29 protein-coding genes and 1 tRNA gene are annotated in these 26,403 nt (G+C 41.8%); 6 read left to right on the top strand and 24 right to left on the bottom strand.

The window, feature by feature from the left end; all coding sequences use genetic code 11:
• Window positions 1-38: 38 nt before the first annotated feature.
• Window positions 39-443, bottom strand: a complete 405-nt coding sequence (locus ACX1N5_RS12420; protein WP_458802443.1) for a DoxX family protein — start codon at window positions 441-443, stop codon at window positions 39-41.
• A 103-nt stretch (window positions 444-546) separates the two neighbouring features.
• Window positions 547-1,449: a LysR family transcriptional regulator gene (locus tag ACX1N5_RS12425; protein ID WP_458802445.1), complete on the bottom strand. Its 903-nt coding sequence runs from the start codon at window positions 1,447-1,449 to the stop codon at window positions 547-549.
• A 424-nt stretch (window positions 1,450-1,873) separates the two neighbouring features.
• On the opposite strand from ACX1N5_RS12425, the gene ACX1N5_RS12430 reads away from it, so the two are divergent.
• Window positions 1,874-2,056 (top strand): hypothetical protein, encoded by a 183-nt coding sequence (locus tag ACX1N5_RS12430; RefSeq protein WP_131381687.1) that lies wholly within the window; start codon window positions 1,874-1,876, stop codon window positions 2,054-2,056.
• A gap of 401 nt (window positions 2,057-2,457) precedes the next feature.
• On the opposite strand, the gene ACX1N5_RS12435 is transcribed toward ACX1N5_RS12430, so the two are convergent.
• Window positions 2,458-2,534: transfer RNA gene (locus tag ACX1N5_RS12435), tRNA-Ile, on the bottom strand.
• 156 nt (window positions 2,535-2,690) lie between these two features.
• On the opposite strand from ACX1N5_RS12435, the gene ACX1N5_RS12440 reads away from it, so the two are divergent.
• Window positions 2,691-4,103 carry a tyrosine-type recombinase/integrase gene (locus ACX1N5_RS12440; RefSeq protein WP_458802448.1) on the top strand — a complete coding sequence of 471 codons (1,413 nt, stop codon included), beginning with the start codon at window positions 2,691-2,693 and terminating at the stop codon, window positions 4,101-4,103.
• Window positions 4,104-4,392: 289 nt separating this feature from the next.
• Here ACX1N5_RS12440 and ACX1N5_RS12445 read toward each other — a convergent pair whose 3' ends face one another.
• From ACX1N5_RS12445 to ACX1N5_RS12465, 5 genes are all read right to left on the bottom strand, one after another.
• On the bottom strand, window positions 4,393-5,274 hold the full coding sequence (locus tag ACX1N5_RS12445; RefSeq protein WP_131381689.1) for an MBL fold metallo-hydrolase: 882 nt from the start codon (window positions 5,272-5,274) through the stop codon (window positions 4,393-4,395).
• A gap of 84 nt (window positions 5,275-5,358) precedes the next feature.
• On the bottom strand, window positions 5,359-5,691 hold the full coding sequence (locus tag ACX1N5_RS12450; RefSeq protein WP_131381690.1) for a rhodanese-like domain-containing protein: 333 nt from the start codon (window positions 5,689-5,691) through the stop codon (window positions 5,359-5,361).
• A gap of 292 nt (window positions 5,692-5,983) precedes the next feature.
• Window positions 5,984-6,424 (bottom strand): hypothetical protein, encoded by a 441-nt coding sequence (locus tag ACX1N5_RS12455; protein WP_131381691.1) that lies wholly within the window; start codon window positions 6,422-6,424, stop codon window positions 5,984-5,986.
• 156 nt (window positions 6,425-6,580) lie between these two features.
• Entirely contained in the window at window positions 6,581-7,243 is a 663-nt protein-coding gene (locus ACX1N5_RS12460; protein ID WP_131381692.1) for a hypothetical protein, read from the bottom strand.
• A 190-nt stretch (window positions 7,244-7,433) separates the two neighbouring features.
• Window positions 7,434-7,862: a hypothetical protein gene (locus tag ACX1N5_RS12465; RefSeq protein ID WP_458802452.1), complete on the bottom strand. Its 429-nt coding sequence runs from the start codon at window positions 7,860-7,862 to the stop codon at window positions 7,434-7,436.
• A 452-nt stretch (window positions 7,863-8,314) separates the two neighbouring features.
• On the opposite strand from ACX1N5_RS12465, the gene ACX1N5_RS12470 reads away from it, so the two are divergent.
• Window positions 8,315-8,446, top strand: coding sequence for a hypothetical protein (locus ACX1N5_RS12470; protein ID WP_458802454.1), 132 nt, complete (start codon window positions 8,315-8,317; stop codon window positions 8,444-8,446).
• Between the two features lie 65 nt (window positions 8,447-8,511).
• Here ACX1N5_RS12470 and ACX1N5_RS12475 read toward each other — a convergent pair whose 3' ends face one another.
• The 13 genes from ACX1N5_RS12475 to paaA form a co-directional block, all read right to left on the bottom strand.
• Complete coding sequence (locus tag ACX1N5_RS12475; RefSeq protein WP_131389449.1) at window positions 8,512-9,000, bottom strand: hypothetical protein; 489 nt, start codon at window positions 8,998-9,000, stop codon at window positions 8,512-8,514.
• Between the two features lie 249 nt (window positions 9,001-9,249).
• Window positions 9,250-9,846 (bottom strand): gamma carbonic anhydrase family protein, encoded by a 597-nt coding sequence (locus ACX1N5_RS12480; protein WP_458802456.1) that lies wholly within the window; start codon window positions 9,844-9,846, stop codon window positions 9,250-9,252.
• A 15-nt stretch (window positions 9,847-9,861) separates the two neighbouring features.
• A complete protein-coding gene (paaX, locus tag ACX1N5_RS12485; protein ID WP_458802458.1) occupies window positions 9,862-10,803 on the bottom strand; it encodes a phenylacetic acid degradation operon negative regulatory protein PaaX in 942 nt (313 codons plus the stop codon).
• Window positions 10,804-10,838: 35 nt separating this feature from the next.
• Entirely contained in the window at window positions 10,839-12,128 is a 1,290-nt protein-coding gene (paaK, locus tag ACX1N5_RS12490; protein ID WP_458802460.1) for a phenylacetate--CoA ligase PaaK, read from the bottom strand.
• 43 nt (window positions 12,129-12,171) lie between these two features.
• Entirely contained in the window at window positions 12,172-13,389 is a 1,218-nt protein-coding gene (gene pcaF / locus ACX1N5_RS12495; protein WP_458802462.1) for a 3-oxoadipyl-CoA thiolase, read from the bottom strand.
• Window positions 13,390-13,400: 11 nt separating this feature from the next.
• Window positions 13,401-14,942 (bottom strand): 3-hydroxyacyl-CoA dehydrogenase, encoded by a 1,542-nt coding sequence (locus tag ACX1N5_RS12500; RefSeq protein ID WP_458802464.1) that lies wholly within the window; start codon window positions 14,940-14,942, stop codon window positions 13,401-13,403.
• Window position 14,943: 1 nt separating this feature from the next.
• A complete protein-coding gene (gene paaG, locus ACX1N5_RS12505; protein WP_458802466.1) occupies window positions 14,944-15,735 on the bottom strand; it encodes a 2-(1,2-epoxy-1,2-dihydrophenyl)acetyl-CoA isomerase PaaG in 792 nt (263 codons plus the stop codon).
• 4 nt (window positions 15,736-15,739) lie between these two features.
• Window positions 15,740-16,513 (bottom strand): enoyl-CoA hydratase-related protein, encoded by a 774-nt coding sequence (locus ACX1N5_RS12510; RefSeq protein ID WP_458802468.1) that lies wholly within the window; start codon window positions 16,511-16,513, stop codon window positions 15,740-15,742.
• 11 nt (window positions 16,514-16,524) lie between these two features.
• Complete coding sequence (gene paaE / locus ACX1N5_RS12515; protein WP_458802470.1) at window positions 16,525-17,586, bottom strand: 1,2-phenylacetyl-CoA epoxidase subunit PaaE; 1,062 nt, start codon at window positions 17,584-17,586, stop codon at window positions 16,525-16,527.
• Between the two features lie 23 nt (window positions 17,587-17,609).
• Window positions 17,610-18,110, bottom strand: a complete 501-nt coding sequence (gene paaD, locus ACX1N5_RS12520) for a 1,2-phenylacetyl-CoA epoxidase subunit PaaD (RefSeq protein ID WP_458802472.1) — start codon at window positions 18,108-18,110, stop codon at window positions 17,610-17,612.
• Window positions 18,111-18,130: 20 nt separating this feature from the next.
• The gene (paaC, locus tag ACX1N5_RS12525; RefSeq protein ID WP_458802474.1) at window positions 18,131-18,883 is read right to left on the bottom strand and encodes a 1,2-phenylacetyl-CoA epoxidase subunit PaaC; all 753 of its coding nucleotides are present in this window, start codon (window positions 18,881-18,883) and stop codon (window positions 18,131-18,133) included.
• Window positions 18,884-18,898: 15 nt separating this feature from the next.
• Window positions 18,899-19,189 carry a 1,2-phenylacetyl-CoA epoxidase subunit PaaB gene (gene paaB, locus ACX1N5_RS12530; RefSeq protein ID WP_458802476.1) on the bottom strand — a complete coding sequence of 97 codons (291 nt, stop codon included), beginning with the start codon at window positions 19,187-19,189 and terminating at the stop codon, window positions 18,899-18,901.
• Window positions 19,190-19,220: 31 nt separating this feature from the next.
• Window positions 19,221-20,159 carry a 1,2-phenylacetyl-CoA epoxidase subunit PaaA gene (gene paaA, locus ACX1N5_RS12535; protein WP_458802478.1) on the bottom strand — a complete coding sequence of 313 codons (939 nt, stop codon included), beginning with the start codon at window positions 20,157-20,159 and terminating at the stop codon, window positions 19,221-19,223.
• Between the two features lie 265 nt (window positions 20,160-20,424).
• Here paaA and paaZ point away from each other — a divergent pair, with 265 nt between their 5' ends.
• The 3 genes from paaZ to ACX1N5_RS12550 all read left to right on the top strand — a co-directional run bounded on the left by paaZ (window position 20,425) and on the right by ACX1N5_RS12550 (window position 23,989).
• Entirely contained in the window at window positions 20,425-22,536 is a 2,112-nt protein-coding gene (gene paaZ / locus ACX1N5_RS12540) for a phenylacetic acid degradation bifunctional protein PaaZ (RefSeq protein ID WP_458802480.1), read from the top strand.
• A gap of 82 nt (window positions 22,537-22,618) precedes the next feature.
• The gene (locus ACX1N5_RS12545) at window positions 22,619-23,323 is read left to right on the top strand and encodes a CoA transferase subunit A (RefSeq protein WP_458802482.1); all 705 of its coding nucleotides are present in this window, start codon (window positions 22,619-22,621) and stop codon (window positions 23,321-23,323) included.
• A 12-nt stretch (window positions 23,324-23,335) separates the two neighbouring features.
• A complete protein-coding gene (locus tag ACX1N5_RS12550) occupies window positions 23,336-23,989 on the top strand; it encodes a CoA transferase subunit B (protein ID WP_458802484.1) in 654 nt (217 codons plus the stop codon).
• A gap of 67 nt (window positions 23,990-24,056) precedes the next feature.
• Here the strand turns inward: ACX1N5_RS12550 and lpxA are convergent, their stop codons facing one another.
• From lpxA to lpxD, 3 genes are read right to left on the bottom strand one after another with little or no spacing between them, the layout of a single operon-like run.
• The gene (gene lpxA / locus ACX1N5_RS12555; protein ID WP_458802486.1) at window positions 24,057-24,845 is read right to left on the bottom strand and encodes an acyl-ACP--UDP-N-acetylglucosamine O-acyltransferase; all 789 of its coding nucleotides are present in this window, start codon (window positions 24,843-24,845) and stop codon (window positions 24,057-24,059) included.
• Between the two features lie 7 nt (window positions 24,846-24,852).
• Window positions 24,853-25,329 carry a 3-hydroxyacyl-ACP dehydratase FabZ gene (fabZ, locus tag ACX1N5_RS12560; protein ID WP_034426211.1) on the bottom strand — a complete coding sequence of 159 codons (477 nt, stop codon included), beginning with the start codon at window positions 25,327-25,329 and terminating at the stop codon, window positions 24,853-24,855.
• A gap of 2 nt (window positions 25,330-25,331) precedes the next feature.
• On the bottom strand, window positions 25,332-26,402 hold the full coding sequence (lpxD, locus tag ACX1N5_RS12565; protein WP_458802488.1) for a UDP-3-O-(3-hydroxymyristoyl)glucosamine N-acyltransferase: 1,071 nt from the start codon (window positions 26,400-26,402) through the stop codon (window positions 25,332-25,334).
• Between the last annotated feature and the right edge of the window lies 1 nt (window position 26,403).

A 26,403-nucleotide genomic window follows, 5' to 3' on the forward strand; every position in this document is an offset into this window, starting at 1 on the left:
AGTGTAGTGTTGATTGGACACCACACTTCATTTTTATTTTATGATTTAAAAGAAGATTTTAAATGATATGGCCCATCACCAATTAATGCTAGGCTGATTAATCCGACAATCCAGAACGCTGGATATTCCCAACCACCATTGGGATTGGTAAACCAGAAACCTGCCGCACCATGTACAGTAAAGATTGCACCAAGTAACACGGGAATCAGTGCCAGTGCTGCCAAACGTGGTTTAAAGCCTACTAGAAGTGCAATTGCTCCTACCACTTCCCAAGTGATCGTCACGTATGCCATCCAGCCAGGAACCCCCACAGATTCAAAAAATTTGGCTGTACCTGCAGGCGTAAAGACGAAAAATTTTAGCCCTGCATGTGCAAAAAATAAAATCGCCAGACTCACCCGCAACAGCAAAGCGGCATAAGGTGCGGTTCGTGCAGTATTCATGATGATTTCCTTTAACCATGTCGTTATGGAAATAGCATAATTATTTTTAATCTGTAGATTAATCACATAGCAAGCAAAATATTATTTCCAATTTGGAAACAATTTATGACCCTGATTCGCTTAGATCCCATTCTGGGCGGTTTTGGTAGTAATTTTTTAGAAAGTCAATCAAGCGTCTGACCTTGTTTGCCAAATGCCTTGATGGTGGATAAACCGCATATAGCCCACTGCTTTTGATCCGATAATTCGGCATGATTGGAATCAATTGCTTGGCTTTTAGTGACTGCCCACAAATAAAGGCAGGCATTCTACAAATCCCTAAACCCGCCAAAGCTGCTGTATGGCAAGCTTCAGTATTTGCAAAATGAATTCGACCCTGTATTTGTACCACTTCTTGTTGTTCAGGCTGTTGCACAGTGTTAAAACGCCACAATTCAGGCTCTTTAAAATTACGATCAATAATGCATTGATGCTCTAGTAAATCTTGTGGATGCTCGGGTAACTGTACCTTCTGCAAATAACTGGGTGCAGCCACAAGTAAAATCTGTATATCTAGCAAATGTCGGGCAATCAGGTTGCTGTCTTTTAAAGAACCAATTCGGATCGCAAGGTCAAAGCCTTCATCAATCACATTCACCAGACGATCGGTAAAACTGACATCAAGTTCAATTTCAGGATATAGCTGGGCAAAGTCAACTAGTGCATGACTTAACTGGTTCACACCAAAAGAATTGGGAACACTAATTTTAATACGCCCACTCGGTGTTTGTGACTGATTTTTAACACTCACTTCAAGCTCATCAAACTCAGCCATGAGTTGCTTGACTTGCAAGTAATAGGCCTGCCCAATTTCTGTAGTACGCAAAGAACGTGTTGAACGGTGCAGCAATTGCACACCCAATTCATTTTCCAGACGTGCAATCAGTTTAGAAGCCTGAGCCACACTGGTCAGACGCTGTTCGGCAGCTTTAGCAAAGCTGCCTTGTTCTATTACCGCAATCAACATCCGATTACATTCCAAGCGATCCATATCTGCAACTTATAACAATTTCATCCCAATATATTGATACTACAATAAAATCGTTTTGGGATAAAAAATCTTATCTGTATCTTAAAGCGCTATCCTTTTAATAAAATAATTACGTTGTAATGATGCAGTATATTTTTATGGTTTGACTCATTTGGCTGTTCACCAGATGCTTTAACTGATTGAAGTCAAAATATAGATAGAATGAAGGTTTTCTTTCGGAACTTTTTGAGTTGTATCAAATCCTCAATACAAAACTGGATCATGATTTGTCAGTAGAAAATCGGGCGCTGTTTGATATTTAGATACAATATAAAACTACATCTTTTTTTTACATCCGTGCATTGTAATAGAGTCGGTTAGAAAATCGTCAATCTTATAATTTTAGAAAAGGATGAATAAAATGACTAAGCAAAAACACACTAAGGATGAATTAGGGTCTAACAAAACTGAAGAGCAATCAAGTCTAGAAGATGCTCCAACTCAAAAGAACCCTAAAGATAAATCTAATGAGCATGAGCAGCATAAATCAAGCCATTATCATCAGCATCATGATAGTACCAGCAACTATAAGCAACCCCATTGAGCAGTTCTATATAGCTCTAAAGAATAGAAAGCATAAATTGATATTTATGCTTTCTAAGGGCTGCCGAGTTTGACAATATAATAAATAGTGAATAGATAAATTCTGTCGTTAGAGGCGATACATTAAATTATCTAATTACATGAATTTTCTACGATTGAAACCGTTCTTTATACTGAATAAAGAGGTGTTTCAATAATTCTGTCGTTATGTTCAGTAACTCGTATTTTATTCTGTGCTTCGTAAAAACATTAGAATTCAAGTGAGTGTAAAAACAACTTATAAAAAATCAGTGCAAAATAAACTGAAAACTTACACGGGTAAATGCTTATTACATAGTGCTTACATGGATTTATAAAACAAAAAACCACTTAGGATTAATGCACCTAAGTGGTTGTTTTATATGGTGGGCCCACACAGACTTGAACTGTGGACCAACGGATTATGAGTCCGCTGCTCTAACCAACTGAGCTATAGGCCCTATAAATTAAAAACATTATATATCAATGATTTTAATGTTTCTGAATAATACACAACTAGAAAAACCTTTGCAATAATTTTCTTTGTAGACGTTTTGTAGGCGCTACAGAATATTGCATGCTATTGTATATTAGTGCTAATGCGGGAATCGTACACTATGTCGGGTGAAAAAACAAAGCTAACCAAAACTTTTGTTGATTCAGTACCTTTATCTCCAAATCATGCAAAATTCTACAGAGACTCAGAACTTTTAGGTTTTGCACTGCGTGTGCTTTCCTCAAAAGTCTACATTGTTGAACGAAGAATTCACGGTAAATCTTCTGTACGCGTAACGATCGGAAAACATGGCAATATTACTGTTGCTCAAGCAAGAGAACAAGCACGATTCCTGCTCGACCAAATGTCACAAGGCATTAACCCAAACAAAGAGAAGCTACATAAAAAACAGAAACAACAGGAAAATGATGACATCGCTGAGCAGCAACCTTCTCTACAAAACACCTACAACGCCTACAAATCTGAGCGACAACTTGGAGAAAAGACACTAAAAGACTACGAACAATGCATGAATGATTATTTGGGTGACTGGAAAAATATCAGGCTTATAGATATCACGCAAAAAATGATTCAAGAAAAGCATGGCGAACTTACTCAAAGATCAGAATCCAGAGCAAACTTAGCAATGCGTTTTTTGCGAGCCATTTTCAATTTCGCAACTGAGCACTACTTAGATGTAAATAATAAAAGTATTATTGGTATCAAAAATCCTGTTTCCACTCTCACTACAAAAAAATCATGGAATACAGTCAAATTTAGAAAAAACTATATTCAAAACGATCAGCTATCCGACTGGGTAAAAGTCATTCTATCTACCCAATGGGTTGGGCAAAATTACTATAATTGCAATGCATACACCAATCAGGATTTCATCCTGACGGTTTTATTAACTGGTTTCAGGCGTGAAGAAACAGAAAAACTAGAGTGGAAGCATGTTGATTTAAAATATAAAACCATCACATCTGTAAACCCTAAGAATGGTAAACCGATTACATTACCTATGGGTGATATACTCACCTATATTATGCAGTCCAGATATAAACGATCTGCTGGTAAGCCTTACGTCTTTCAAGCCCGTCAGGGAGAAGGTCACGTCACAAATAGAAGCAAAGCACGATTGAAGATCGTTGAAGAGTCTGGAATTGAGTTTACTTACCATGATTTACGGCGCACATTCTCCAACCTAGCGAAGAGTATTAATGTTGGTTCAGATACAATCAAACGCCTTATCAATCATACTTCTGAAGATGATTCAAAAGATCTCACAGATGACGATGCACACATCTCATTTGAAGAGATGTATGACACAATGTGCAAAATTGAAAATCTAATTTTTAATGATGAAGCAAAATTGGTAATCAAAAACCGTACTTTTGATACACCACGTAGGCATCAAGCTTACTTTGAAAAATCCATAATGGAAAATACAAACCACATACATGGCATATCAAAAATAGAGCAGCTAAAAGAATTAATGAGTCAGCCTAAAGAAGTTAAAAAAACATCGTTATGATGGATTTTCTGCCTATTCAAAATACTTGTGATATCCCTGCATAAATTCGTCACTGGTTTTACATTCAGCAAATACTGGATCTTGGGTATCTCCAAGCTTTTCCATAAATTTAGTCCAAATTTATGATTGCTAGCTGTCAGCAGCCCTGAAACCTGACCAACTTCAATCCGTTAGCATGGTGCGAATACAACAGGTTCATATGTTAACTTGAGACACTGATTCGCTTAAATTTCCCCCTATCACATCACGATATTTAGCTTCATCTACATATTTGCTTTTTAGGGTTAACTTAACTCTTGGCTTTGAAATAATTCAGCGGTAATTTTAAATAAGATATTCCATTTTGCTCTGGCTTTGGAAAATTACCTGCAATCATATTAATTTGAATTGATGGCAAAATCAGTCTAGGCATGCTTAATGTCGTATCACGCTTTTGACGCATTTCAACAAAATCGGTTTTTTTTATGCCTATATGAATATGGATATTCGTTTGTTTTTGGGTTTTGATATCTGTTTCACAAATGTAATGATCGCGAGATTCTGGCAAATAGTCATGGCATAAAAAAACGCGTGTATCTTCAGGTAATTGATACAGTTTTTGTACCGAATCAAATAAGGTTGCTGCATTTCCCTTTGGAAAATCGCATCGTGCCGTACCATAGTCGGGCATAAATAGCGTATCTCCAACAAAAACAGCATTTCCAATCACATAGCTTAAACAAGCAGGTGTATGACCAGGGGTAGGAATATTGTAGGCTTGCAAATTTCCGATTGTAAATTGTTCATGATCATCAAAAACATGGTCGAAAGTCTGACTCAGACGAAGTTGATCGATATCAATGTTGTATATTGCACTAAAAGTTTCTTGTACCAATGAAATTCGATGGCTTATTGCTACTTTGCCACCAAGCTGCTGTTTTAAATATTGTGCTGCGGTTAAATGATCTGCATGTACGTGCGTTTCTAAAATCCATTCCACTGTTAATTGCTGTTCTTTAATATAATCAATGATTTGATCTGCATGAAATGTAAACGTGACAGCAGAAGCTGGATCGTAATCAAGAACACTATCAATAATTGCACATTGTTTAGTTACAGGATCTGAAACCACATAACTAAATGTATTTGTATTTATATCAAAAAAATCTTTTACATTTGGATGAAATGACATTTCCCTATCCCCTTGTCCAAAATCAATGCTTGATCGTTTATTTTATATTGAGCATATACTCAAAGTTTTAAAATCAGTTGAACTTTAATTTGTCACAGAAGGCATGGCTTGTTGCCACCATGATTTCATTCCCCCTTTGAGTTGTGTAGCGGAATAGCCCATTTTGTTAAGTATGCGTGTTGCAGGAATACTGCGGTGTGCCGATAAACAAATCGTTACAATGGGCTGATCCAGTTTGAGTCCTAAAGACTGTATTGCCGATTCTGTAAACTGAGTGATTGGTAAATTGACTGCACCTTCTATATGGCTGTGTTTAAATTCCTGAACACTACGAACATCAATGATTTTCACACGCCTGCGATTTTCCCATAATTCCTGACAAGTGATTTCAGGCACCTTACCCCAAGGTAAGTACATCAGAATATTCAATATTATTTTTCCCTATAAATATCTGTCAATTGCAAATTGAATAACACCACACTTACAGCAATGTAACTTTCTTTCTTGTCTGATCTACTCCACATAGATATGATCTTGATCAAATACATCTAGAATATAACGTGGATCGTACAAATTCGATGTTTTCAGAACTGCCTGTCCTGTATTGAATTTGCTCTTTCGAATACAGTTCACTAATAAACCATCTACCATAGTCTTACAGTAGAAGTTAAAAAAGCGACCTGTTGGCCGCTTTTTATTGGATAGTGATTTATTCAAAATTTCCATTAGCAAAGATTATTTTTCCTAATGAAAATTCTGTATTTAACTTCTTAATGATCACTTTATAGAATATGTCATCTATAATATTTACATGAGTAGATTGATTTGTAGGTTTTGCGAAATATATTTTTTCATGAGTATGTGAAGATTCAAATTTGTATATATCAAAAACTCTAATGACCTGTTTTTGATAATAAAAATGTACTTTATTTAAAGAAATATCTGAAACCTTAATATCTTGATCAAGAATTCTGTAAAAAGATTGTATATTTGGAGGAAGATCTCCAACATTAAAATCACCACCTTCTTCTTTTTCTACTTTAAACTTTAAAAAAATATCATCTTTCGCTAAATAGATAGATGAATCATCATCATTTGGTTGATACCATTCAGATTGCTCAAGCAACGTTTTTATATCATTAATATTCATATTATTTCCTATTAAATAAAATTTTTAAAAATATATGTTGTATATATTACATACAGATATTTTTAAAAAAATTCAAGATGCTAAATTGAAAAAACCAACATCAATGATGTTGGTTTTAGATATACCAAGATTATTTCTGTGTATGTGCCTATCTGGTCACGCCTTAGAAGAGTCAGCATTCATAGATTTATCAAGCACATCCTTTGCATACGCAATTTCGTTTGCAATGGTTTCTTGACTCGCACCACCTTGAGATAATTGCGCTTGATACATATTTAGAAATGTCGAAAGATTCATTTTTTTAGTATTAATAGAAGACACTACAGCAACAACTGTTAAAATTTTCTCTGGCTTATCTTCGAAATTATGAATCGTAATATTTTGATACCACGCTGTGATATCTATTCGAAGAGCTGACTGCCCTTCAAATGCAAGGTAACAAGCTCCGATCTCATCAGTATAATCTGGTCGATTAAGTAACATATCTAACTCAAAATAAACTAGAGAACTTATTGCTGATAGAGCAGCTTCCCGAACACCTGAAAGAAACATTTTTACTTCAGAATTGATCGTGCTGCGCATCTCGACAGATTCATTCGCTGAAAAGAAACGTACTGTATTAAAATTATAAACAATTTTCTGAACAGGAAATGAATCCGTCTTATCTTGAGCGTACTGTAAATTTTCTTCAATTTTAGCTCGAAAAAGGCTCGCTTTTGCATTCCCCAACTGAATAAGTAAATCTAGGGTTTCTTTTTGAGCCATACCTTCTGATGTTGAAATATCTATTTTTCTCAAATAGTTTCTTATTGATGACATAACTTTTATCCTGTTGTTTAACAAAGGATCTATATCCCGCTTAAAGTTTGCCTTAACAGATAGGCTTTTATAATATGCATATATACTTTTTTATTGATGCATTTCATTGAATGTCGGATTTGCAGCTCGGCATCAGTAAATACTTATCAACTGTACAGGAAGTAATATACTTGATAAAAGTCGCGCGGAGTCATAAACAGGATTCTTCATCAGCGATGGCTTTTTTGAGTTGTTTCAGATTGACAAAACCATAAGCGCTGTCCAGTTGGTAATTTAAATACGAACTATCAATCCACGCACCATCGTCACAAAGCATCAAAGCCTTATCGTTAGGGTCTTCAGATGACTTTTTGTATTCAACCCCTAATCGGTTTATATATTCAGATTCGTCACTGTCCACAGATAAAAATACATCTTTGCAAGCATCCAGACCCCGACCTTTTTCGATGATTTCATGCGACTGCACCAAGCGTTTTAGGTCACTCAGCAAAACTTCACTGTCCGAATCTAAATGCGAGTAGTAAGATCCATCGCTATAGGCATTGTCCCAGTGTGCATTTTTCACAACGTACTGTGCTTCAGCCCAGCCGTATTTTTTTACAAACGTATTTGCCTTCATACCACTCCTCCCCCTCAAATCCCACCTGTGCCAGATACGGCGCAAGTTTTTTACGTTGTTTAGGATGACTCAGTTTCAGCGCAATGCGCGCCGCAAGCTATTCATCGCTTTCCCCTGCTTCGGCAAACTTGCTTGACACTTCAGGATGATGTGTCAGCTTTTGAGCGAACAGGTTGATTTGTTTGTCAGAGAGCTTTTTCATTTTTGCTGTTTGATCTTGTGCCGCGGGTTGTTGCTCTCTGCTTTGGTATTTTAAACGAGCATTCAGTAACCAGCCAGCAAAGTAATAGTGCTACCAGGTTAGCGCACAGTTTTTTGTCTCTGCTATAGCGTTCAAATGGATTTTTCTCTCATTTGGCTCATGTTTTTGACAAGGTTCTTGAATCTGAAATTGATCAATTGCTTATTGCTGCAAAGTTTAAAGAAGCACTTTAGAGAACTAAGAGATGAATATGCCTGTTCCTCAAAAACTCAGTCAAAAAATTGAAAATGAATTAAAAGTCTTTTGCCAAGATCACTCTTTAGACAAACAGCAATATCAGTACCGATGCGAAATTATTGACAAGGCGTTATTTACTGACTGAGCAAGTTAAGTTGCACAGGTTGAAATTAATCAGCATTATCATGTGGTCTAAATACAGTAAATAATTTAAAAAATCCGAATATATTCAATTGAATATGCTGAAAAAATATCTGGTAATCCCATAAAAACACTCGATAAATGAGATGCAAGAAACCCAATAAAAAAACCATAAACCAAGGTTTGATAATTGAGAAGATCACGACTGATTTTAATTTTTAAGAATGGGATTTTATACAATAATTGCTGGATGGTTTTGGGATTTGACAGTGCCAATGCAATACAGAACCAACCGATATAACTGAGAGTTGGTGATTTATCCAACATCAACCACGAAGAGCTTTTTATATCATAAGCATAGGATAACCATGTTGCATGATTAGAATACAAGTAAGTAATAATTTTTCCTGGCAATAAGCCTAAATCTAAAAACCAAAAAAACCATAGAAAGTTTTTGAGTACAAAAAAACTAAATCCAACTTCGTTAAAAACATAATCTATATTTTTCTTATGCTCATCGGTACTAATTTTTGTTGAATTGTCCTTAGACCTAAACATGCAAATATCTCAAAAAAGAATCAACTGTCATTTTAGAGCATCTTACTCTGCTGTGCGTATAAATTTTAGTGAGAACAAGTCACAGATCGCCTATTTTAGAGGGTTCTGCTCTAATTTTTATTTAAAATTTAACCTCAATGCAACAAAACTCATGTTTTAACGCAAAGGCTTTACTTTACGCATCAATTTTTGTTGCTCAGCACATAAATTTGATTTTTTTATAATTAAATTAAGCATTTCATTGATTTTTTATTTTGTGTGGTGATCTGCATGAAAGTCCAAGTACGTTTTACGTGGCAATAACAGGTCTTGTTCATTCAATGGCATGACTTCTTGCAGGCTATGCAAACAACGCTGAGTCAGCTCAATATATTGCTGTGTGCCTTGAGTTTTCCATGCGATCTCTTCGACTCTTAATTCACGAATAATTTTTGCAGGGCTACCCAGTGCCAAGGTGTTGGCAGGAATCTTGGTCTTTGCCGTTACGGTGCTGTTTGCACCAATAATGGCATTTTCACCAATCTCGCAGTCATCCAGAATCACGCTGTTCATGCCAATCATGGCATTTTTTCCGACTTTACAACCATGCAAGATTGCGGCATGTCCTATATGCCCCATGTCTTCGACCACGGTAACGCTTTGCGGAAAGCCATGAATCACGCAGTTGTCCTGAACATTCGCATGGTAGCCGATGCGGATACCACCAAAATCGGCGCGCAGCACAGCCAACGGTCCAATATACGCCCCTGCATCTACCACTACATCACCAATCAACACGGCGGTTGGATGCACAAATGCCAGACGGTGAACCACAGGCATTACTCCATCAATTGCATAACATGGCATATACCGTTATCCTTTTTATAAAGTGGCAGCGAGTTCCAAGCCACCAAATCGCTTGTAAAAACTAGAATTAATCGCAGGCAGTGAACCTTCTGCAGTTTTGGCAATCGACAGAAAATATTCATCGGCCTGCTCAAAGATACGCTTGTAAATATTCACACTGAGATTTCGAGCATTGACCGCAGGCCAATCCGCAGGCAACAACTCCAACGGCAAAGATGGGTCTTTGAGTAAAATACGGCGATAATGATGAATCAATAAAATACGCAGTAAAAATGCCTGCTGCGGGCTAATTTCTTCCTGTTCCTGATTCAGCAAGGTCGCAATTTCTCGGAAATGTTCCAAAAATTTCAAATACCGCTGTTTAATCTCATCAATCGGCCAGTTGACTTGCAGCATACGCGCCACAGTGTCAGAAGAGCCTGACCACAAATCGAGGGTTTGAGCTTTAAACACCACCACCTGATCCATCATGTTCAGCTCAATCAACAGCTTTTGCAGCTTGGCTTGATCGCAACCAGGGTATGCCATCAGATTGGTGGCAATACTGGAAAAACCGAGCCATTCCAGTTCTTTTTTCAGCACGACTTTATTTTCCATCTCCACCGAACTGAGCAAAATCAAATCCCAATAGCGATCCCACTCACGCATCTGATGGTTATAAATACGCTGCTCCGCCTGCAAATACACTTTGCGACTGGCATCGGTAATCCGATAAAAACTGGTACGACCCACCTTTTGTGAATCGAGCCATTCATTTTTCACCAGACGAAATACGGCTGTACGTACCGCACGATCATTAAACCCAAACGGTTCAATCAGTTGAATCAGGCTTGCCAGACTAATATTGCCACCCCGATGCAAAATCGAATCCCCATAAATGCTCGACACCAAGGAAGTCGCACTGAGGGGTTCTTTCTCAATTAAATACTGAATAATGTGCTGAATACGTACGCTCATATCTCTCTAACTTTTAAATATGCAGGTTGTCCTGCTTAGGCGATCTTTCTTAAGTCAATGACGCGCTTTGCCTTGCCTTCCGATCTCGGCAGCATCGTTTCAGCCAGAATTTCAACCGTTACAGAAACACCAACCATAGTCTTGATTTTGTGCTGTAACTCTTGTGCGAGCTGTAATGCGGCAGTTTGCGTATATTGACTCATTTCCGTTCGGATATGCAATGTATCCATGTGCCCTTTCTTGGACACATGAATTTCATAGTTGGGAATCAGTTGTGGAATTTTAAGAATCTGCTCCTCGATCTGGGTCGGAAACACATTGACCCCGCGAATAATCAGCATGTCATCACTGCGCCCAACCACTTTTTGCATACGGCGCATGGCACAGTGCTGCCCCTGCATCAAAGAAGTCAAATCTCGGGTGCGATAGCGAATCACGGGCATGCCCTGTTTGGTAATGGTGGTAAATACAAGTTCACCTATTTCTCCATCAGGCAAGACTTTACCTGTTTCAGGGTGAATAATTTCAGGATAGAAATGATCTTCCCAAATGGTTAAACCTGTAATGTCATCTGCTGCCTGCATGGCAACCCCAGGCCCCATGACTTCAGACAATCCGTAAATATCCAGCGCCTTAATATTTAAACGGGTTTCAATTTCACGGCGCATTTCTTCTGTCCACGGTTCAGCACCAAAAATCCCGACTTTTAGAGAAGTTTCTTTGGCTGTGCCGCATTGCTTCTCTAATTGTTCAATAATATTGACACAGTAAGACGGCGTGACCATTAAGGCAGTCGGCTGAAAATCCTGAATCAGTTGAATCTGTTTTTCAGTCTGTCCGCCTGACATCGGAATCACCGTTGCACCGAGTCGCTCCACGCCATAGTGCGCACCTAAACCGCCTGTAAACAAGCCATAGCCATACGCCACTTGCACGGTATCCGAATGATCCAGCCCTGCAACACGCAAACAGCGTGCTACAAGATCGGCCCATGTATGGATATCTTGCTGGGTATAACCAACTACGGTAGGTTTGCCTGTGGTACCTGATGAAGCATGCAGCCTGACGATGTCCTGTTTCGGGACGGCAAACATGCCAAATGGGTAATTTTCGCGTAGATCCTGCTTGGTGGTGAAAGGAAACTTGGCCAAATCTGCTAGTGTGTGCAAATCATCGGGATGCACCCCCGCTGCATCAAACTTGCGCCGATACACAGCACTGTTTTCATAAGCGTGATGCAGCGTTTGCTTGAGGCGCTCAAACTGCAACTGACGTAAGGCTTCAAGTGGCAAGTTTTCATGAATATCCGTATGTTGAACCTGCATTTCTACTCTCCCTGAGTATTTTTATCTTATTATTTAATTGTCTTTAAACTGCACTGAGATTTTCCAGAATCAATGCCACACCCTGACCGACACCGACACACATGCTACACAAGGCATAACGTCCCTGACGCTGTTTCAGTTCATGGGTTGCGGTAATCACCAAGCGCGTACCACTCATACCGAGAGGATGCCCCAAAGCAATCGCACCACCATTTGGATTCACGCGAGCATCATCATCACTCAAACCCAACTCTCGCAGCACGGCCAATGACTGTGAGGCAAAGGCTTCATTGAGTTCAATCACATCCATTTGTTCTAAGCTCAGCCCTGTTTGCTTCAAGACTTTGTGTATGGCAGGCACAGGGCCGATACCCATATATTTCGGCTCCACACCCGCACTGGCATAACCCACCACACGTGCCAAAGGCTGCAACTGGTGTTGCTCGGCAAATGCCTGACTGGTCATCAGCACACATGCAGCACCATCGTTGACTCCCGATGCATTGCCTGCGGTGACTGTTCCACCTTGTGTACGAAACGGCGCTTTGAGTTTTGCCAACGCATCCAAGGTTGTCTCTGGGCGCAAGTGCTCATCTTGGGTAATCTTCGTGACCTGTTTTTTACGGTTGATGATCTCCACAGGCATAATCTCGACATCAAAACGTTTTGCCTGTTGGGCTTCTGCGGCTTTTTGCTGACTGCGTAGCGCAAACACATCCTGATCGGCACGGCTAATCTGGTATTTTTCAGCCACGTTTTCAGCAGTTTCAGGCATGCTGTCGACACCAAAATTCGCCTGCATTTTTTTATTTACAAAACGCCAGCCAATGGTGGTGTCATAGATTTCAGGGGTACGAGCAAAAGCTTCTTGCGATTTAGACTGTACAAAAGGCGCACGACTCATGGACTCAACCCCACCTGCCAGCATAAATTCTGCTTCGCCTGCTTTGACACTTCGCGCTGCCAACCCGACAGCGTCCAAACCTGAAGCACATAAACGGTTGACTGTCACCGCAGGCACACTTTCAGGCAAACCTGCCAACAGTGCTGCCATGCGCGCCACATTGCGGTTGTCCTCTCCCGCTTGATTGGCACAGCCCAAAATCACTTCATCAAGCTGTTCCCACGGCAAGTTGGGATGTTTATTTTTTAAATACTGAATCGGCAAAGTCGCCAAATCATCAGCACGCACTGAACTCAGTGCGCCCGCATAACGACCAATTGGGGTACGGATCAGGTCACAGATTACAACATTGTGCATAGTTCATTCCTTTATACTGACGCAGGCAAAGCTGCCAAATGTGAAAGTTGCTGTTGTTGAGCCAATAACTGTTTGAGATAAACACTCGGGCGATATTTTTCCTCGCCATAAAACTCATAAAGATTCTGCAAGGTTTTTAAAATGTGAGCCGTGCCGATTTGCTGTAACCATTCAAATGGGCCTTGCGGATAATTCACCCCATATTTCATGGCATTATCAATATCTTCAGCACTGGCAACACCTTGCTGCACAGCTTCACAGGCTTCATTAATTAATAAAGCAATGGTGCGTAGACTGAGCAAGGCTGGATGATCTTTTAACCAAATTACCGCAACGCCTAAACCTGCAAAAAAGGCCTCAACTTTCGCTACATCTTTAGCTTGGCAAGACAGGTTATGACTCAGCGCAATCGCTTCAGCACTGTGCCAGTTAGCATGCCAATCCATAACCACAGTTTTTTGCTGCGGATCGCTAAAATTAACGGCTTCACCGCTACTCAAGGTCACGGCAATATCATCAATCCATAACACACTCTGCTTGGCAGCGATCTGTCGAAACTCATAACTCGCCTGTATCCGTTCCACAAATGCAGGAAGGTTTTTCCAAGTGCCCACCAAAGTTAAGTCATCCCAATCGGCAGAAGTACTTTTGACTAAACTCGGCTGATAACGCACCCGACTTTCATCGGTATAGTTATAAAATCCCTGACCCGTTTTGCGACCATAACAGCCTGCATCGACCAGTTGCTGTTGCACCAGACTCGGACGATAGCGCGGTTCATAGAAGAATTGCTGATACACGGTTTGAGTCACTGAAAAGTTGACGTCTTGCCCAATCAGATCGGTCAGTTCACAAGGCCCCATGGCAAAACCACCACACTGACGCAACAGATAATCCAACTGCTCAGGCGAAACCACTTGCTCCTGCAAGGCACGAAAGCCTTCCGAGTAAAACGGACGGGCAATACGATTAACAATAAAACCTGGGGTTGACTGCGCCAAAACTGGAACTTTGCGCCACTTCAACATCAACTGCTGCAATGCCTGACACAATTGCAAAGGTGTTTTTAAGCCCTGAATAATTTCCACCAGTTTCATGATCGGTGCAGGGTTAAAGAAATGCAGTCCAACCACACGCTCAGGCTGTGGCACTTGTGAGGCAATTGCGGTAATTGAAATCGACGAGGTATTGCTGGCAAAAATGGTATCGGCTGAACAAATCTCGGCAAGTTGCTGAAACAAAGCCTGTTTGACCTGTTGTTTTTCGACAATCGCCTCGATCACAAGATCTACACTTTTTAGATCATCCAAAGCATTGGCAATCGCCAGACGTGACCATGCCTGTTCAAGTTGCTCGGCAGTCAGTTTTTGCTTGGCCACCAACTTTTCTAAAGTCGTGCGTAGTGCTGCAACGGCTTGCTGGGCTTTCGCCTGATCGGTATCGTACAAATAAGTGTGATGACCCTGACAAATGGCAAGCTGAACAATTCCCATGCCCATTGTCCCTGAACCAATGACCGCAATACGCGCATTGGACCAATCTCGATTCGCCATATCAACACCCCGTATAGTTGGGTTCGCGTTTTTGCATAAAGGCTTGTACGCCTTCACGGTAATCGTCAGAACGCCCTGCAATACGCTGTAAATCGCGTTCTAAAATGAGTTGCTGTTCAAACGTGTTATGATTGGACTGGTGAATGGCTTTTTTAATTAATGACAAACCAAATGTCGGTTGTTTCGCCAAGCGTTCCGCCAGTGCCGTGACTTTATCTTTCAGCTCGTCATCTTCGGCCACATCCCAAATCATGCCGAGCTGCTTGGCATCTTCTGCAGACAGTTTATCGCCCAGTAAAGCCAGCCCCATCGCCCGTGCATGCCCAACCGCACGCGGTAAAAACCATGTACCGCCCGAATCAGGCACCAGACCCAATCGGCAAAATGCCTGAATAAAACTGGCAGATTTTGCAGCAACCACCAAATCACATGCCAAAGCAATATTTGCACCTGCACCTGCGGCTACACCGTTTACTGCACAAATCACAGGCTTAGGCATATTCACTAAGGTTTTGATCAGTGGGTTATAAAATTTCTCAATCGAAATACCCAAATCTGGCGCAGCGGCCTCAGGATCGACCACACGATCACTCAAGTCCTGCCCCGCACAAAAGCCACGCCCTGCACCACTAATCACCACACAGCGGATATCAGGATTAATCGTCCAGTTTTTTAACACTTCCGCAACTTCCTGATGCATTGCAACATTAAAACTGTTGAGCTGCTTTGGGCGGTTCAGGGTCAGATAACCCACTTCATTGTGTTCTTCAACTAAAATATGCTGATAATCCATTATCTTATTGTCCTTTAAATACGGGTTTTCTTTTTTCAAAAAATGCACTAATGCCTTCTTGGCGGTCTTGGGTGGCAGCCAGCCAGACAAAACTTTGCCGCTCCAGTTTTAAGCCCTGACTCAAACTGGTTTCATGAATATTTTTGACGGATTGTTTAATGGCGCGTAATGCCAGTGGTGCCTGCCTAGCAATTTTTCCTGCAAGTTCCACAGCGTATTGCACCGTTAGTGCTGTAGGTGAAACCTGACTACAAACCCCATGCTGCAAGGCTTGCTCAGCACTGAGCATTTCGCCTGTCATCGCCCAGCGCATTGCCAATTGTTGTCCCACCAAACGGGCTAAACGCTGTGTCCCACCTGCACCAGGTAACATCCCCAAACCAATCTCAGGCAAGGCAAATTTGGCATTTTCACCGCAGAGCACGATGTCAGCATGCAGCACCAGTTCAAAACCTGCCCCCAGCGCATAACCATTCACCGCTGCAATCAGAGGCTTGGAAAAGCTGTCGATTTTTTGCCAAAGTTGTGGACGTTCATCAAGCTGTAAATTCACCACGTCCAGATCAGCAAGTTCTGCCAAGTCTGCACCCGCAGCAAAACAGGAAGCATGACCTGTGATGACCACTGCACCAACTTCAGGATTTTGCTCAGCCTGTTGCAACAGTTCAACCAAATAGCGCAAGGTGGCATTATTCAGCGCATTGCGTTTTTCAAGCCGATTCAAACTCAACAGCAGCACTTTTTCGGCGGGATAACTTTGCGTGATCAGTTCTTGCATCGTCATTCCCCTTACTCGTCAAAACTCAGACGTACATCGGCAGTTTTTGGCAGTGACTGACAGCTCAAGACATAGCCTTTTGCCACTTCATCCTCTTCAAGGCTATAGTTGATCAACATATCCACTTCACCCTGCAAGACCTTGCAACGGCAAGTCGCACACACCCCACCTTTACAGGCATACGGCAAATCTGCACCTGCACGTAGCGCAGCATCTAAAATACTGTCATCTTGCTGACCTACATCAATACGCAGTTCACGCCCATCCAGCACAATACTGACCTGAGCCTCCTGACGATCAGCCTGCTGTTCAGCCGAACGGCGTTTAATCTCGCCTGTATTAAAGCGTTCCGTGTGAATACGGGTTTTCTCGATACCCATTTCAGGTAAAACTGTTTCCACAGCCTGCATCATTTCTTCAGGACCACAGGCAAAACAGTGATCAAAAATCGGTTCAAGCACTTGATGATCAAACAGTTGTTGCAACTTGGCGGCATCAATCCGACCATTCATCAGTTCGCTTTCATTCAACTCACGAGAAAAAATATTGATGAGCTGTAATCGGGTTTTGAACTGGTCTTTCAAATCCATAATCTGTTCAGCAAACATGGTCTGTTTCCATGAACGGTTGCCATACAACAAGGTAAAACTGGCTTCAGGCTGTTCAAATAATACGTGTTTGATGATCGACAAGATCGGGGTAATGCCACTGCCCGCTGCCACACCTAAATAATGTCGACCACCCTGCTTGGCAGCTTTCTGAAAAAATACCCCTTGAGGTGGCATTACTTCCAAAACATCGCCCACTTGCAAATGTTCATTTGCCCATGTCGAGAACTGCCCCTGATCAATTTTTTTCACCGCAATACTGATGTCTTCGGTAGCAGCATGACTACAAATCGAATAACAACGGCGAATCTCACCCTGCTCTGTGAGATGACGAATCGTCAGATGTTGTCCTGCCTGAAAAGCAAACTGTGGCTGTGCATCATTGGGTACATCAAAGGCAATACAAATCGCCTGATCGGTTTGCGGTGTAATGGTTTTTACTTTTAATGGAATAAATGGGCTCATGGCTGATTTCCTTATCTTCAAACTCAAATGCACTTAAAATAGTCAAAAGGTTCGAGGCAACTCCGACATTGATATAGTGCCTTACAAGCCGTTGAACTAAACTCGCTAAGCAGTCGGGTATCGCTACTCTGACAATGCGGACAAGTCACACCATCACTCAATGCAACATGTGTTCCGCAGTGTTCAGCCTGACCTTGTGGCGGAGCAATCCCGTAAGCCTGCAATTTTTGCTTGCCTTGTTCAGACATCCAGTCGGTTGTCCAAGCCTCTGACAAATCCAACAAAACCTGTACTGGCTCAAAGCCCTGTTCATTCAGCGCCTGTTGAATTTGCTGTTTCAGCAAGTCTGTTGCAGGACAACCACTATAGGTTGGGGTTAAACGCACCAAAATTTCATTTGTGGCATTCAACTCCACTCCACGAATCATCCCCAAATCAATCACCGACAACACAGGAATTTCTGGGTCGCTGACACTTTCCAAAATCTGCCAGCACTGCTCAACACAATGTTGAATACGTTGCATGCCTCATCTCCCTGATTCGACTACCACACCATGTTGGGATACGTGCGTTGAATGGATTGCATTTCTGCCAGCAAATAACCCAAATGCTCGGTATGCAGACCTTGCTTTGCACCACGACGATATGCTGTTTCAGGTGCTTGTAAGCCAAAGCGTTGCAGCTCAGCAGCAATCTGTTCATCCCAAAGGCTTTTATTTGATGCAAGATCAGGAATCACGCCTGTATCTACCAAAGCCTGTTCTTCTGCAGTCAGCTCAAAAAGTTCCGCAGTAAAACGCCACAACTGATTGAGCGCTTGTTGCATACGTTGATGCGCTTCGCCTGTACTTAAGCTCAGACGTTCCATCCAGCCTGTGGAAAAACGCAGATGGTATTTGATTTCTTTTAATGACTTGGTTGCCAATGCAGCCACTTCGGCATGCTGTGCCTGTGCCAATGTACTCATTAACAAAACATGGTAATGATCGATTAACCATTGACGGACAATGGTCTGGGCAAAGTCGCCATTCGGCTGCTCACACAGCAGTAAATTCAGAAATTCACGCTCTTGACGAAAATACGCCAGTTGGTCTTCATCTTGCGGCGGGTTTTGTTGCTGCCCTGCCAAAGTTAAAAAATTTCGTGCCTGTCCCAGCAAGTCCAGTCCAATGTTTGCCAGTGCAATATCCACTTCAAGTTCAGGTGCATGCCCGCACCACTGCACCAAACACTGTGCCAGTACCAGTTGACTGTCGCCAATATGCAGCAGGAATTTTGATAATGCTAAATTCGTCATCTTGATCCTCCTTGCTTACATGTACTCAATGCCATCTGGAATGTGATAAAAAGTCGGGTGGCGATAAACCTTGTCTAACGATGGATCGAAAAATTCAGGTTTTTCATCAGGCTGAGAGGATTTGATCAGTTCAGAACGTACCACCCAGATGCTAATGCCTTCATTACGTCGGGTATAAACATCGCGGGCATGTTGTAGTGCCATTTCGTCATCCGCAGCGCGTAAGCTACCGACATGACGGTGGCTTAAACCTTGTTTGCTGCGAATAAATACTTCATAGAGTGACCAGTGATTTTTATGTTGCATGGCTGATATCCTTATTCAAAAATTTGTGTTGTTAGGCAACTTTGCTCTGAGCGACTGTTTGTTTTTGTGCATACACTGCGGCTGCATCGCGCACCCACTGACCGTCCTGCCACGCTTTACGACGTGCTTCGATACGCTCATGGTTACATGGACCTTGCCCCTGAATCACCGCCATGAACTCATCCCAGTTAATCTCGCCAAAGCTGTAATGCCCTGTGCTCTCATTCCATTGCAAATCTGGATCAGGCACTGTTAAGCCAAGCTGCAACACTTGCGGTACGGTGTTATCCACAAATTTCTGACGCAGTTCATCATTACTGAAGCGTTTAATTTTCCACGCCATGCTCTGCGCACTATTCGGTGAATGATCATCGCTTGGGCCAAACATCATCAGTGCTGGCCACCAGAAACGATTGACCGCATCTTGTGCCATCTGTTTTTGCTGCTCGCTGCCTTGTGCTAGAGCCATCATCGCTTCAAAACCCTGACGCTGATGGAAACTTTCTTCTTTACAGATGCGTACCATGGCACGGGCATAAGGGCCATAAGAAGTACGGCACAATGCCACCTGATTGACAATTGCCGCACCATCGACCAACCAGCCAATCGCTGCAACATCTGCCCATGTCAGTGTTGGATAGTTAAAGATTGAGGAATATTTCATTTTCCCTGCAATCAGTTTTTCCATCATGTCATCACGGTCAGCACCCAGCGTTTCCGCGGCACTGTACAAATACAAACCATGCCCAGCTTCATCCTGTACTTTGGCAAGAAGTACCGCTTTGCGTTTTAAAGTTGGTGCGCGGGTAATCCAGTTGCCCTCTGGCAACATGCCAATCACTTCAGAATGCCCATGCTGCCCAATCTGACGAATCAAGGTCTTACGATAGGCATCAGGCATGTCGTCTTTGGCCTCTATGGCGATGTCTTGTTCGATACACGCATTAAATTTCTGATACTTATTTTCCACAGCAGCAATCCTTTTTGCTTCACATCCATGTTTGTATTTTTTGATACATTAATCATCATGTCAACATGTTTTTATGTATCACTTTTTAAAAATAATATTTAATTTAAAATATTTAAAATAAATACAATAACTTATACTAAAAAATAAAAATCAATTAGCATAAAAATAATTAAAATATGATTGACAATCTAAAAAAAATAAAAGAAATTATGAATCATATATTTTATTAAATTAATTTTTGCGTATCATAAAATGGAGTTTTAAGATGCTAGATTTCGATACTACAAATCCAATCGAACCCAGTTCAACAACCAGTACTGCTCATAGCGAAAAAATTCTAAGTCTGGCCTCTTTTGTGTATGGGACATGGCATCATGCAACACAAGATTTTCGCGAGGTCTACCATGCAATTAGTAGCGAACCCATCTATCGGGTCAGCAGTCATGGCATCGACATGGCAAAAGCTGTCAACTATGCAAAACAGCATGGCGCTGAACTGGCAAACTGGACATTCCACCAACGTGCCAATGCCTTAAAACAGATTGCTCAGGCACTACTTGAACGCAAAGAAGAGTTTTACGCGCTAGCAATCGCAACAGGCGCTACCCGTAAAGATGCATGGGTGGATATTGAAGGTGGGATTCAAACTTTATTTGCCTACTCAAGCTTGGTTCGCCGTGAACTGAATGATGAAAAAATCATTACTGAAGATGCGTGGATTCCACTGTCAAAACACGGCACTTTTGGCGCAAAACATATTTTATCGGCCAAGGCAGGCGTTGCAGTACACATCAATGCGTTCAACTTCCCGATTTGGGGCATGCTGGAAAAGATTGCCCCTACGCTCTTGGCAGGCGTGCCCTGTATCGTTAAGCCTGCAACGGATGGTGCACAACTGACCCAAGCAGTGGTTCATGCCATTTTGGACGCCAAGTTACTTCCACAAGGCGCTTTGCAACTGATCTGTGGGCAGACCTATGATTTGTTTGAGCAACTTTCAGCGCAAGATTGCGTTACATTTACAGGTTCAGCAGATACAGGGCAAAAATTACGTCAGCACCCGCACTTAAACCGTTATTCCATTCCATTTAGCATGGAAGCCGACTCGGTTAACAGTGCCATCTTAAGCCCTGAAGCCAATGAAACCACCATTGAACTGTTTGTACGCGAAGTCTTCAGAGAAATGACCAGCAAAGCAGGACAAAAATGTACTGCCATTCGCCGTGCTTTTGTACCTAAAAACCTGCTCGATACCGTCCAGACCCAATTGATCAATAAACTCAAAAAAGTGGTCGTTGGCGACCCTTCTCGAAGCGATACAACAATGGGCGCACTGGCAAGCCTAAAACAAAAACAAGATGTTACTCACAAAGTCCAGCAACTAGCACAAGAAGCCGAAATCGTGTTTGGTGGCAATGCTGATTTTAAATTCAATGCAGAATTCCCAGAACGTGGCGCATTTTTCCCGCCGACCTTACTACGCTGTACAACCCCAGATCAGGCCTCGATTGTTCATCAAACCGAAGCTTTTGGTCCTGTTTGTACACTGATGCCCTACCAGTCCATTGAGCAACTTGCCCATCTGGTTGCCCGTGGTGAAGGGAGTCTTGTAGCATCGATTGTTAAAAACAGCGATGAGAATATCGAAACACTGGTACAAAAAATTGCACCGTGGCATGGTCGCTTGCACATTTTAGATGAAGAATCTGCTAAAGAAAGTACAGGTCACGGCTCACCTTTACCCCACTTGGTACATGGCGGACCTGGTCGTGCAGGTGGCGGCGAAGAGCTGGGCGGTATTCGTGCAGTCAAACACTACATGCAACGGACTGCCATCCAAGGATCACCTAATAGCCTGACGCAAGTCACACATGCATGGACAGCAGGCTCAACTGTCCGTGAAGACCGTGTTCATCCTTTCAAGAAAGATTTTGATGAACTGGTGATTGGAGAGCGCCTACTCACTGCGCGCCGCACCGTGACTGAATCTGACCTTGTAAATTTTGCTTGTCTCAGTGGCGATCATTTCTATGCGCATACAGACAAGATCGCTGCCGCCAATTCCTTCTTTGGAGAACGCGTGGCGCATGGTTACTTTATTGTCTCAGCTGCCGCAGGTTTATTTGTCGATGCGGCTGAAGGACCCGTGATCGCAAACTATGGTATGGACAATCTACGCTTTGTTGAACCTGTTAAAATTGGTGACTCGATTCAGGTCGAACTTACCTGTAAACAAAAGACACCAAAACCGCAAAAAGACCCGACACAAGCTGCACATGGCGTTGTAGTATGGGACATTAAAGTGAAAAATCAGCGTCAGGAACTGGTGGCAACTTACGATATTCTCACTTTGGTTGCCCGTGCAGCAAACCACTAAATCGAATGATGCTTATGTTGTTGATTCAGCATAAGCATCCCGCAATACACATGGATATTTAAAATAAAACAATGGAACTGCAATGAACAAGATCTATCCCGATAGTCAGTCGGCAATTCTCGATATTATTCAAGACAATATGGTTCTCGCTGTCGGTGGCTTCGGACTATGTGGTATTCCTGAAATGCTGATTGAAACTGTACGTGATTCCAATGCTCAAAACCTGACTTGTATCAGTAACAATGCAGGCATTGATGGCATTGGTTTAAGCTTGCTACTCGAATCCCGTCAGGTTAAAAAAATGATTTCCTCTTACATTGGTGGCAACAAGGAATTTGAACGTCAATATCTGGCAGGTGAACTGGAAGTTGAACTCACCCCACAAGGCACTATGGCAGAAAAACTGCGTGCCGCAGGTGCAGGCATTCCTGCTTTTTACACCCGTACAGGTGTAGGTACAGTCGTACAAGAAGGCAAAGAAGTGCGTAATTTTGATGGCAAAGACTATCTGCTCGAAATGGCATTACATGCAGACATTGCACTCATAAAAGCGTATAAAGCAGACAAAGCAGGCAATCTGGTCTTTCGTAAAACTGCCCGAAATATTAACCCTGACTGTGCTGTTGCAGGCAAAATCACCATTGCTGAAGTCGAACAACTGGTTGAAATCGGCGATCTGGATCCCGATGAAATCCACCTACCTGGAGTTTACATTGATCGTATTGTGGTCAATACCAACCCGACTAAACACATTGAAATTCGTACTGTCAAAACTAAAACTGCATAACGGAATACACTCATGGCTTGGACGCGTGAACAAATGGCTCAACGAGCCGCTCAGGAATTACATGATGGCTTTTATGTCAATTTAGGCATCGGGCTACCTACACTGGTTGCCAATTACATTCCTGAAGATATCCATGTCTGGTTACAGTCTGAAAATGGATTACTCGGGATTGGTGAATATCCACACGAACATGAGGTCGATGCCGACCTAATCAATGCTGGCAAACAAACCATTACCACCAAGAAAGGTGCTTCACTGTTTTGTAGTTCAGAATCATTTGCCATGATTCGCGGCGGGCATGTTGATATTGCGATTCTAGGTGCCATGCAAGTTTCAGCGACGGGTGACATTGCCAACTGGATGATTCCGGGGCAAAAAGTCAAAGGCATGGGCGGTGCCATGGATTTGGTCGCAGGTGCAAAGAAAATTGTGGTACTAATGGAACATTGCAGCAAAACTGGTGAAGCCAAAATTTTGAATCAATGTAGCTTACCGCTTACAGGCTTGGGAGTAGTTTCCCGTATTATTACTGATTTGGGGGTATTTGATATTACACCCGAAGGCATCAAAGTGGTTGAACTGGCAGATCAGGTAGAATTTGAAGAAGTACAGCAAAAAACTGGCGCATCACTTATCAACCAACAACACTATCTGCAAAGCGCCTAAAAACATGAAAAGTGATTTTCATAAAAAAAGATGCCATTCGGCATCTTTTTTTATCATGCTATCCTGCTTAACGCAAAATACCACGCTGTGACTGTTCTAAAGAATCAATCAGCAACTGAACTTCAGCCACCTCTGGCAAGATTTCTGCACGAATACGCTCAAGCGCTTCCACGGTTGTCAGACTTTCTTTATAAATGAGCTTGAATGCTTCACGTAAGCCTTGAATCACTTGTTTTGACCAACCTTTACGACGCATTCCTTCAATATTCAAACCAAAAGCATGGGCTGGATTTCCAGATGCCATCACATAAGCAGGCACATCTTTCACAATTAAAGATGCCGCACCGATCATGCTATAAGAGTCAATCTTACAGAATTGATGAATTCCAGAGTTCCCACCAACCACAACATAACTTCCAACATGAACGTGACCTGCCACGCCCACATTATTGGCAAAAATATTATGATCACCAATCTGACAATCGTGAGCAATATGTGTATTGACCATCAGTAAGTTATAACTACCTACTTTGGTTAAACCATGATCTTGCACCGTACCACGATGTAAGCTGCAATGCTCACGAATCACATTATGATCGCCAACTTCAAGCCATGTTTCCTCGCCTTTATATTTAAGGTCCTGACAGACCTCACCTACACTAGCGAACTGGAAAATCTCATTGTGCTCACCAATACGAGTATATCCGCCAATCACAACGTGAGAGTGAAGTTTAGTACCTGCACCTATTGTCACGTGAGGACCAATCACACAGTAAGGACCAACTTCTACATCTGGTGCAATAACTGCAGATGAGTCAATAATAGCGGTTGGGTGGATATATTCTTTATTGCTCATGCCTACTCTAGATTCTTTGATGAGAGATAATAATTTCAGCCGTTGTTGCCACAATACCATCAACGCTAGCAGTACAGTTGTATTTGTAAATACCGCGTTTTTGCATGACAAGCTCAGATTTCAGCACGAGCTGATCACCTGCAACAACTTGCTTCTTAAAACGAACTTTCTCTGCACCTGCAAAAAGGAACAAAGAACCTGGTTGTGGTTTTTCATTATTTAATACGAAACCCAACACACCAGAAATTTGTGCCAATGCCTCAACGATTAAGACACCTGGCATAATTGGATATTCTGGAAAATGCCCTTGAAGAAATTCTTCATTAATAGACACATTTTTATAACCAACGATACTGTTATCGGTAATTTCTGTCACTCGATCCACCAACAAGAATGGATAGCGATGTGGCAAATATTCACGAATTTGTTGAATATTCATTGGTAATTCTGGTTTATTCAAATCTTGATTTTGTGACTCTGTCATATTCATTTACGCATATTAAAAGTTGATTCAAGTGACTCAATACGAGTTTGTATATGATCTAGTCGTTTGACAATTTGGGTCAATGGCACATCTGCTAATTGTCTCAAGCGAACAATCGTACGACGCCAGTGTCCACTTTCAAACAAACCAGTTCCTGAAGAATATGTACCAGACTCAAAAATACTTTTTGTGACCATTGACATTCCCGTTAATGTAACATTGTCTACAATTTTTAGGTGTCCAGCCACCCCACAAGCGCCCGCAAGTATACAGTTTTTGCCAATCGTTGTACTACCTGCAATGCCTGTTTTTGCAGCAATCGCAGTATTTTCACCAACATGCACATTATGGGCGATTTGCACAAGGTTATCTACAATGACCCCATCTTCCAAAATTGTGTCATCTAATGCACCACGATCAATACTACAATTTGATCCAATGCGCACATTATTGCCAATTTTCACAGAGCCTAACTGTGCAATACGATGCCACTTTCCTTGATAAGGAGCAAATCCAAAACCCTCACTTCCGATCACGGTATTGGCATGAATGCGCACATTGTTACCAATTTTGCTAAATCCAGTAATCGTGACATGTGAATCAATAAAACATTTCTGCCCAATTTCCACACCATCATCAATCTTAGCATGTGACTCAATAAACGTATCATCCCCAATGACACAGTTCTCACCAATGACCACATAATGACCAATATAGGCAGTATCTGAAATCATGGCAGAAGGATGAATTTGGGCTGTACTCTCAATCCCCACATCTGTTTTTTTAATTTCAAACACATGTGTAAGCATTGCAAAAGCAAGATATGGATTTTCAACAACGATAAAATTCTGATGTGTTGTGAATTGAGATTGTAAGTCACGTGTGACGATTAAAATAGCGGCCTTCGAAGCAAGTGCTTGCTCTAAGTATTTATCCCCATTCACAAAAGAAATCTGCTGAGATGTCGCTTGCTCTAAACTAGACAAACCTGAAACTTTCGTTTCAGGTTGTCCAATTAATTCACCATGTACTAAAGATGCTAATTCTTTAAGTGTATATGAACGCTGAATCATT

It is taken from the genome of Acinetobacter sp. ANC 4636, assembly GCF_054454555.1.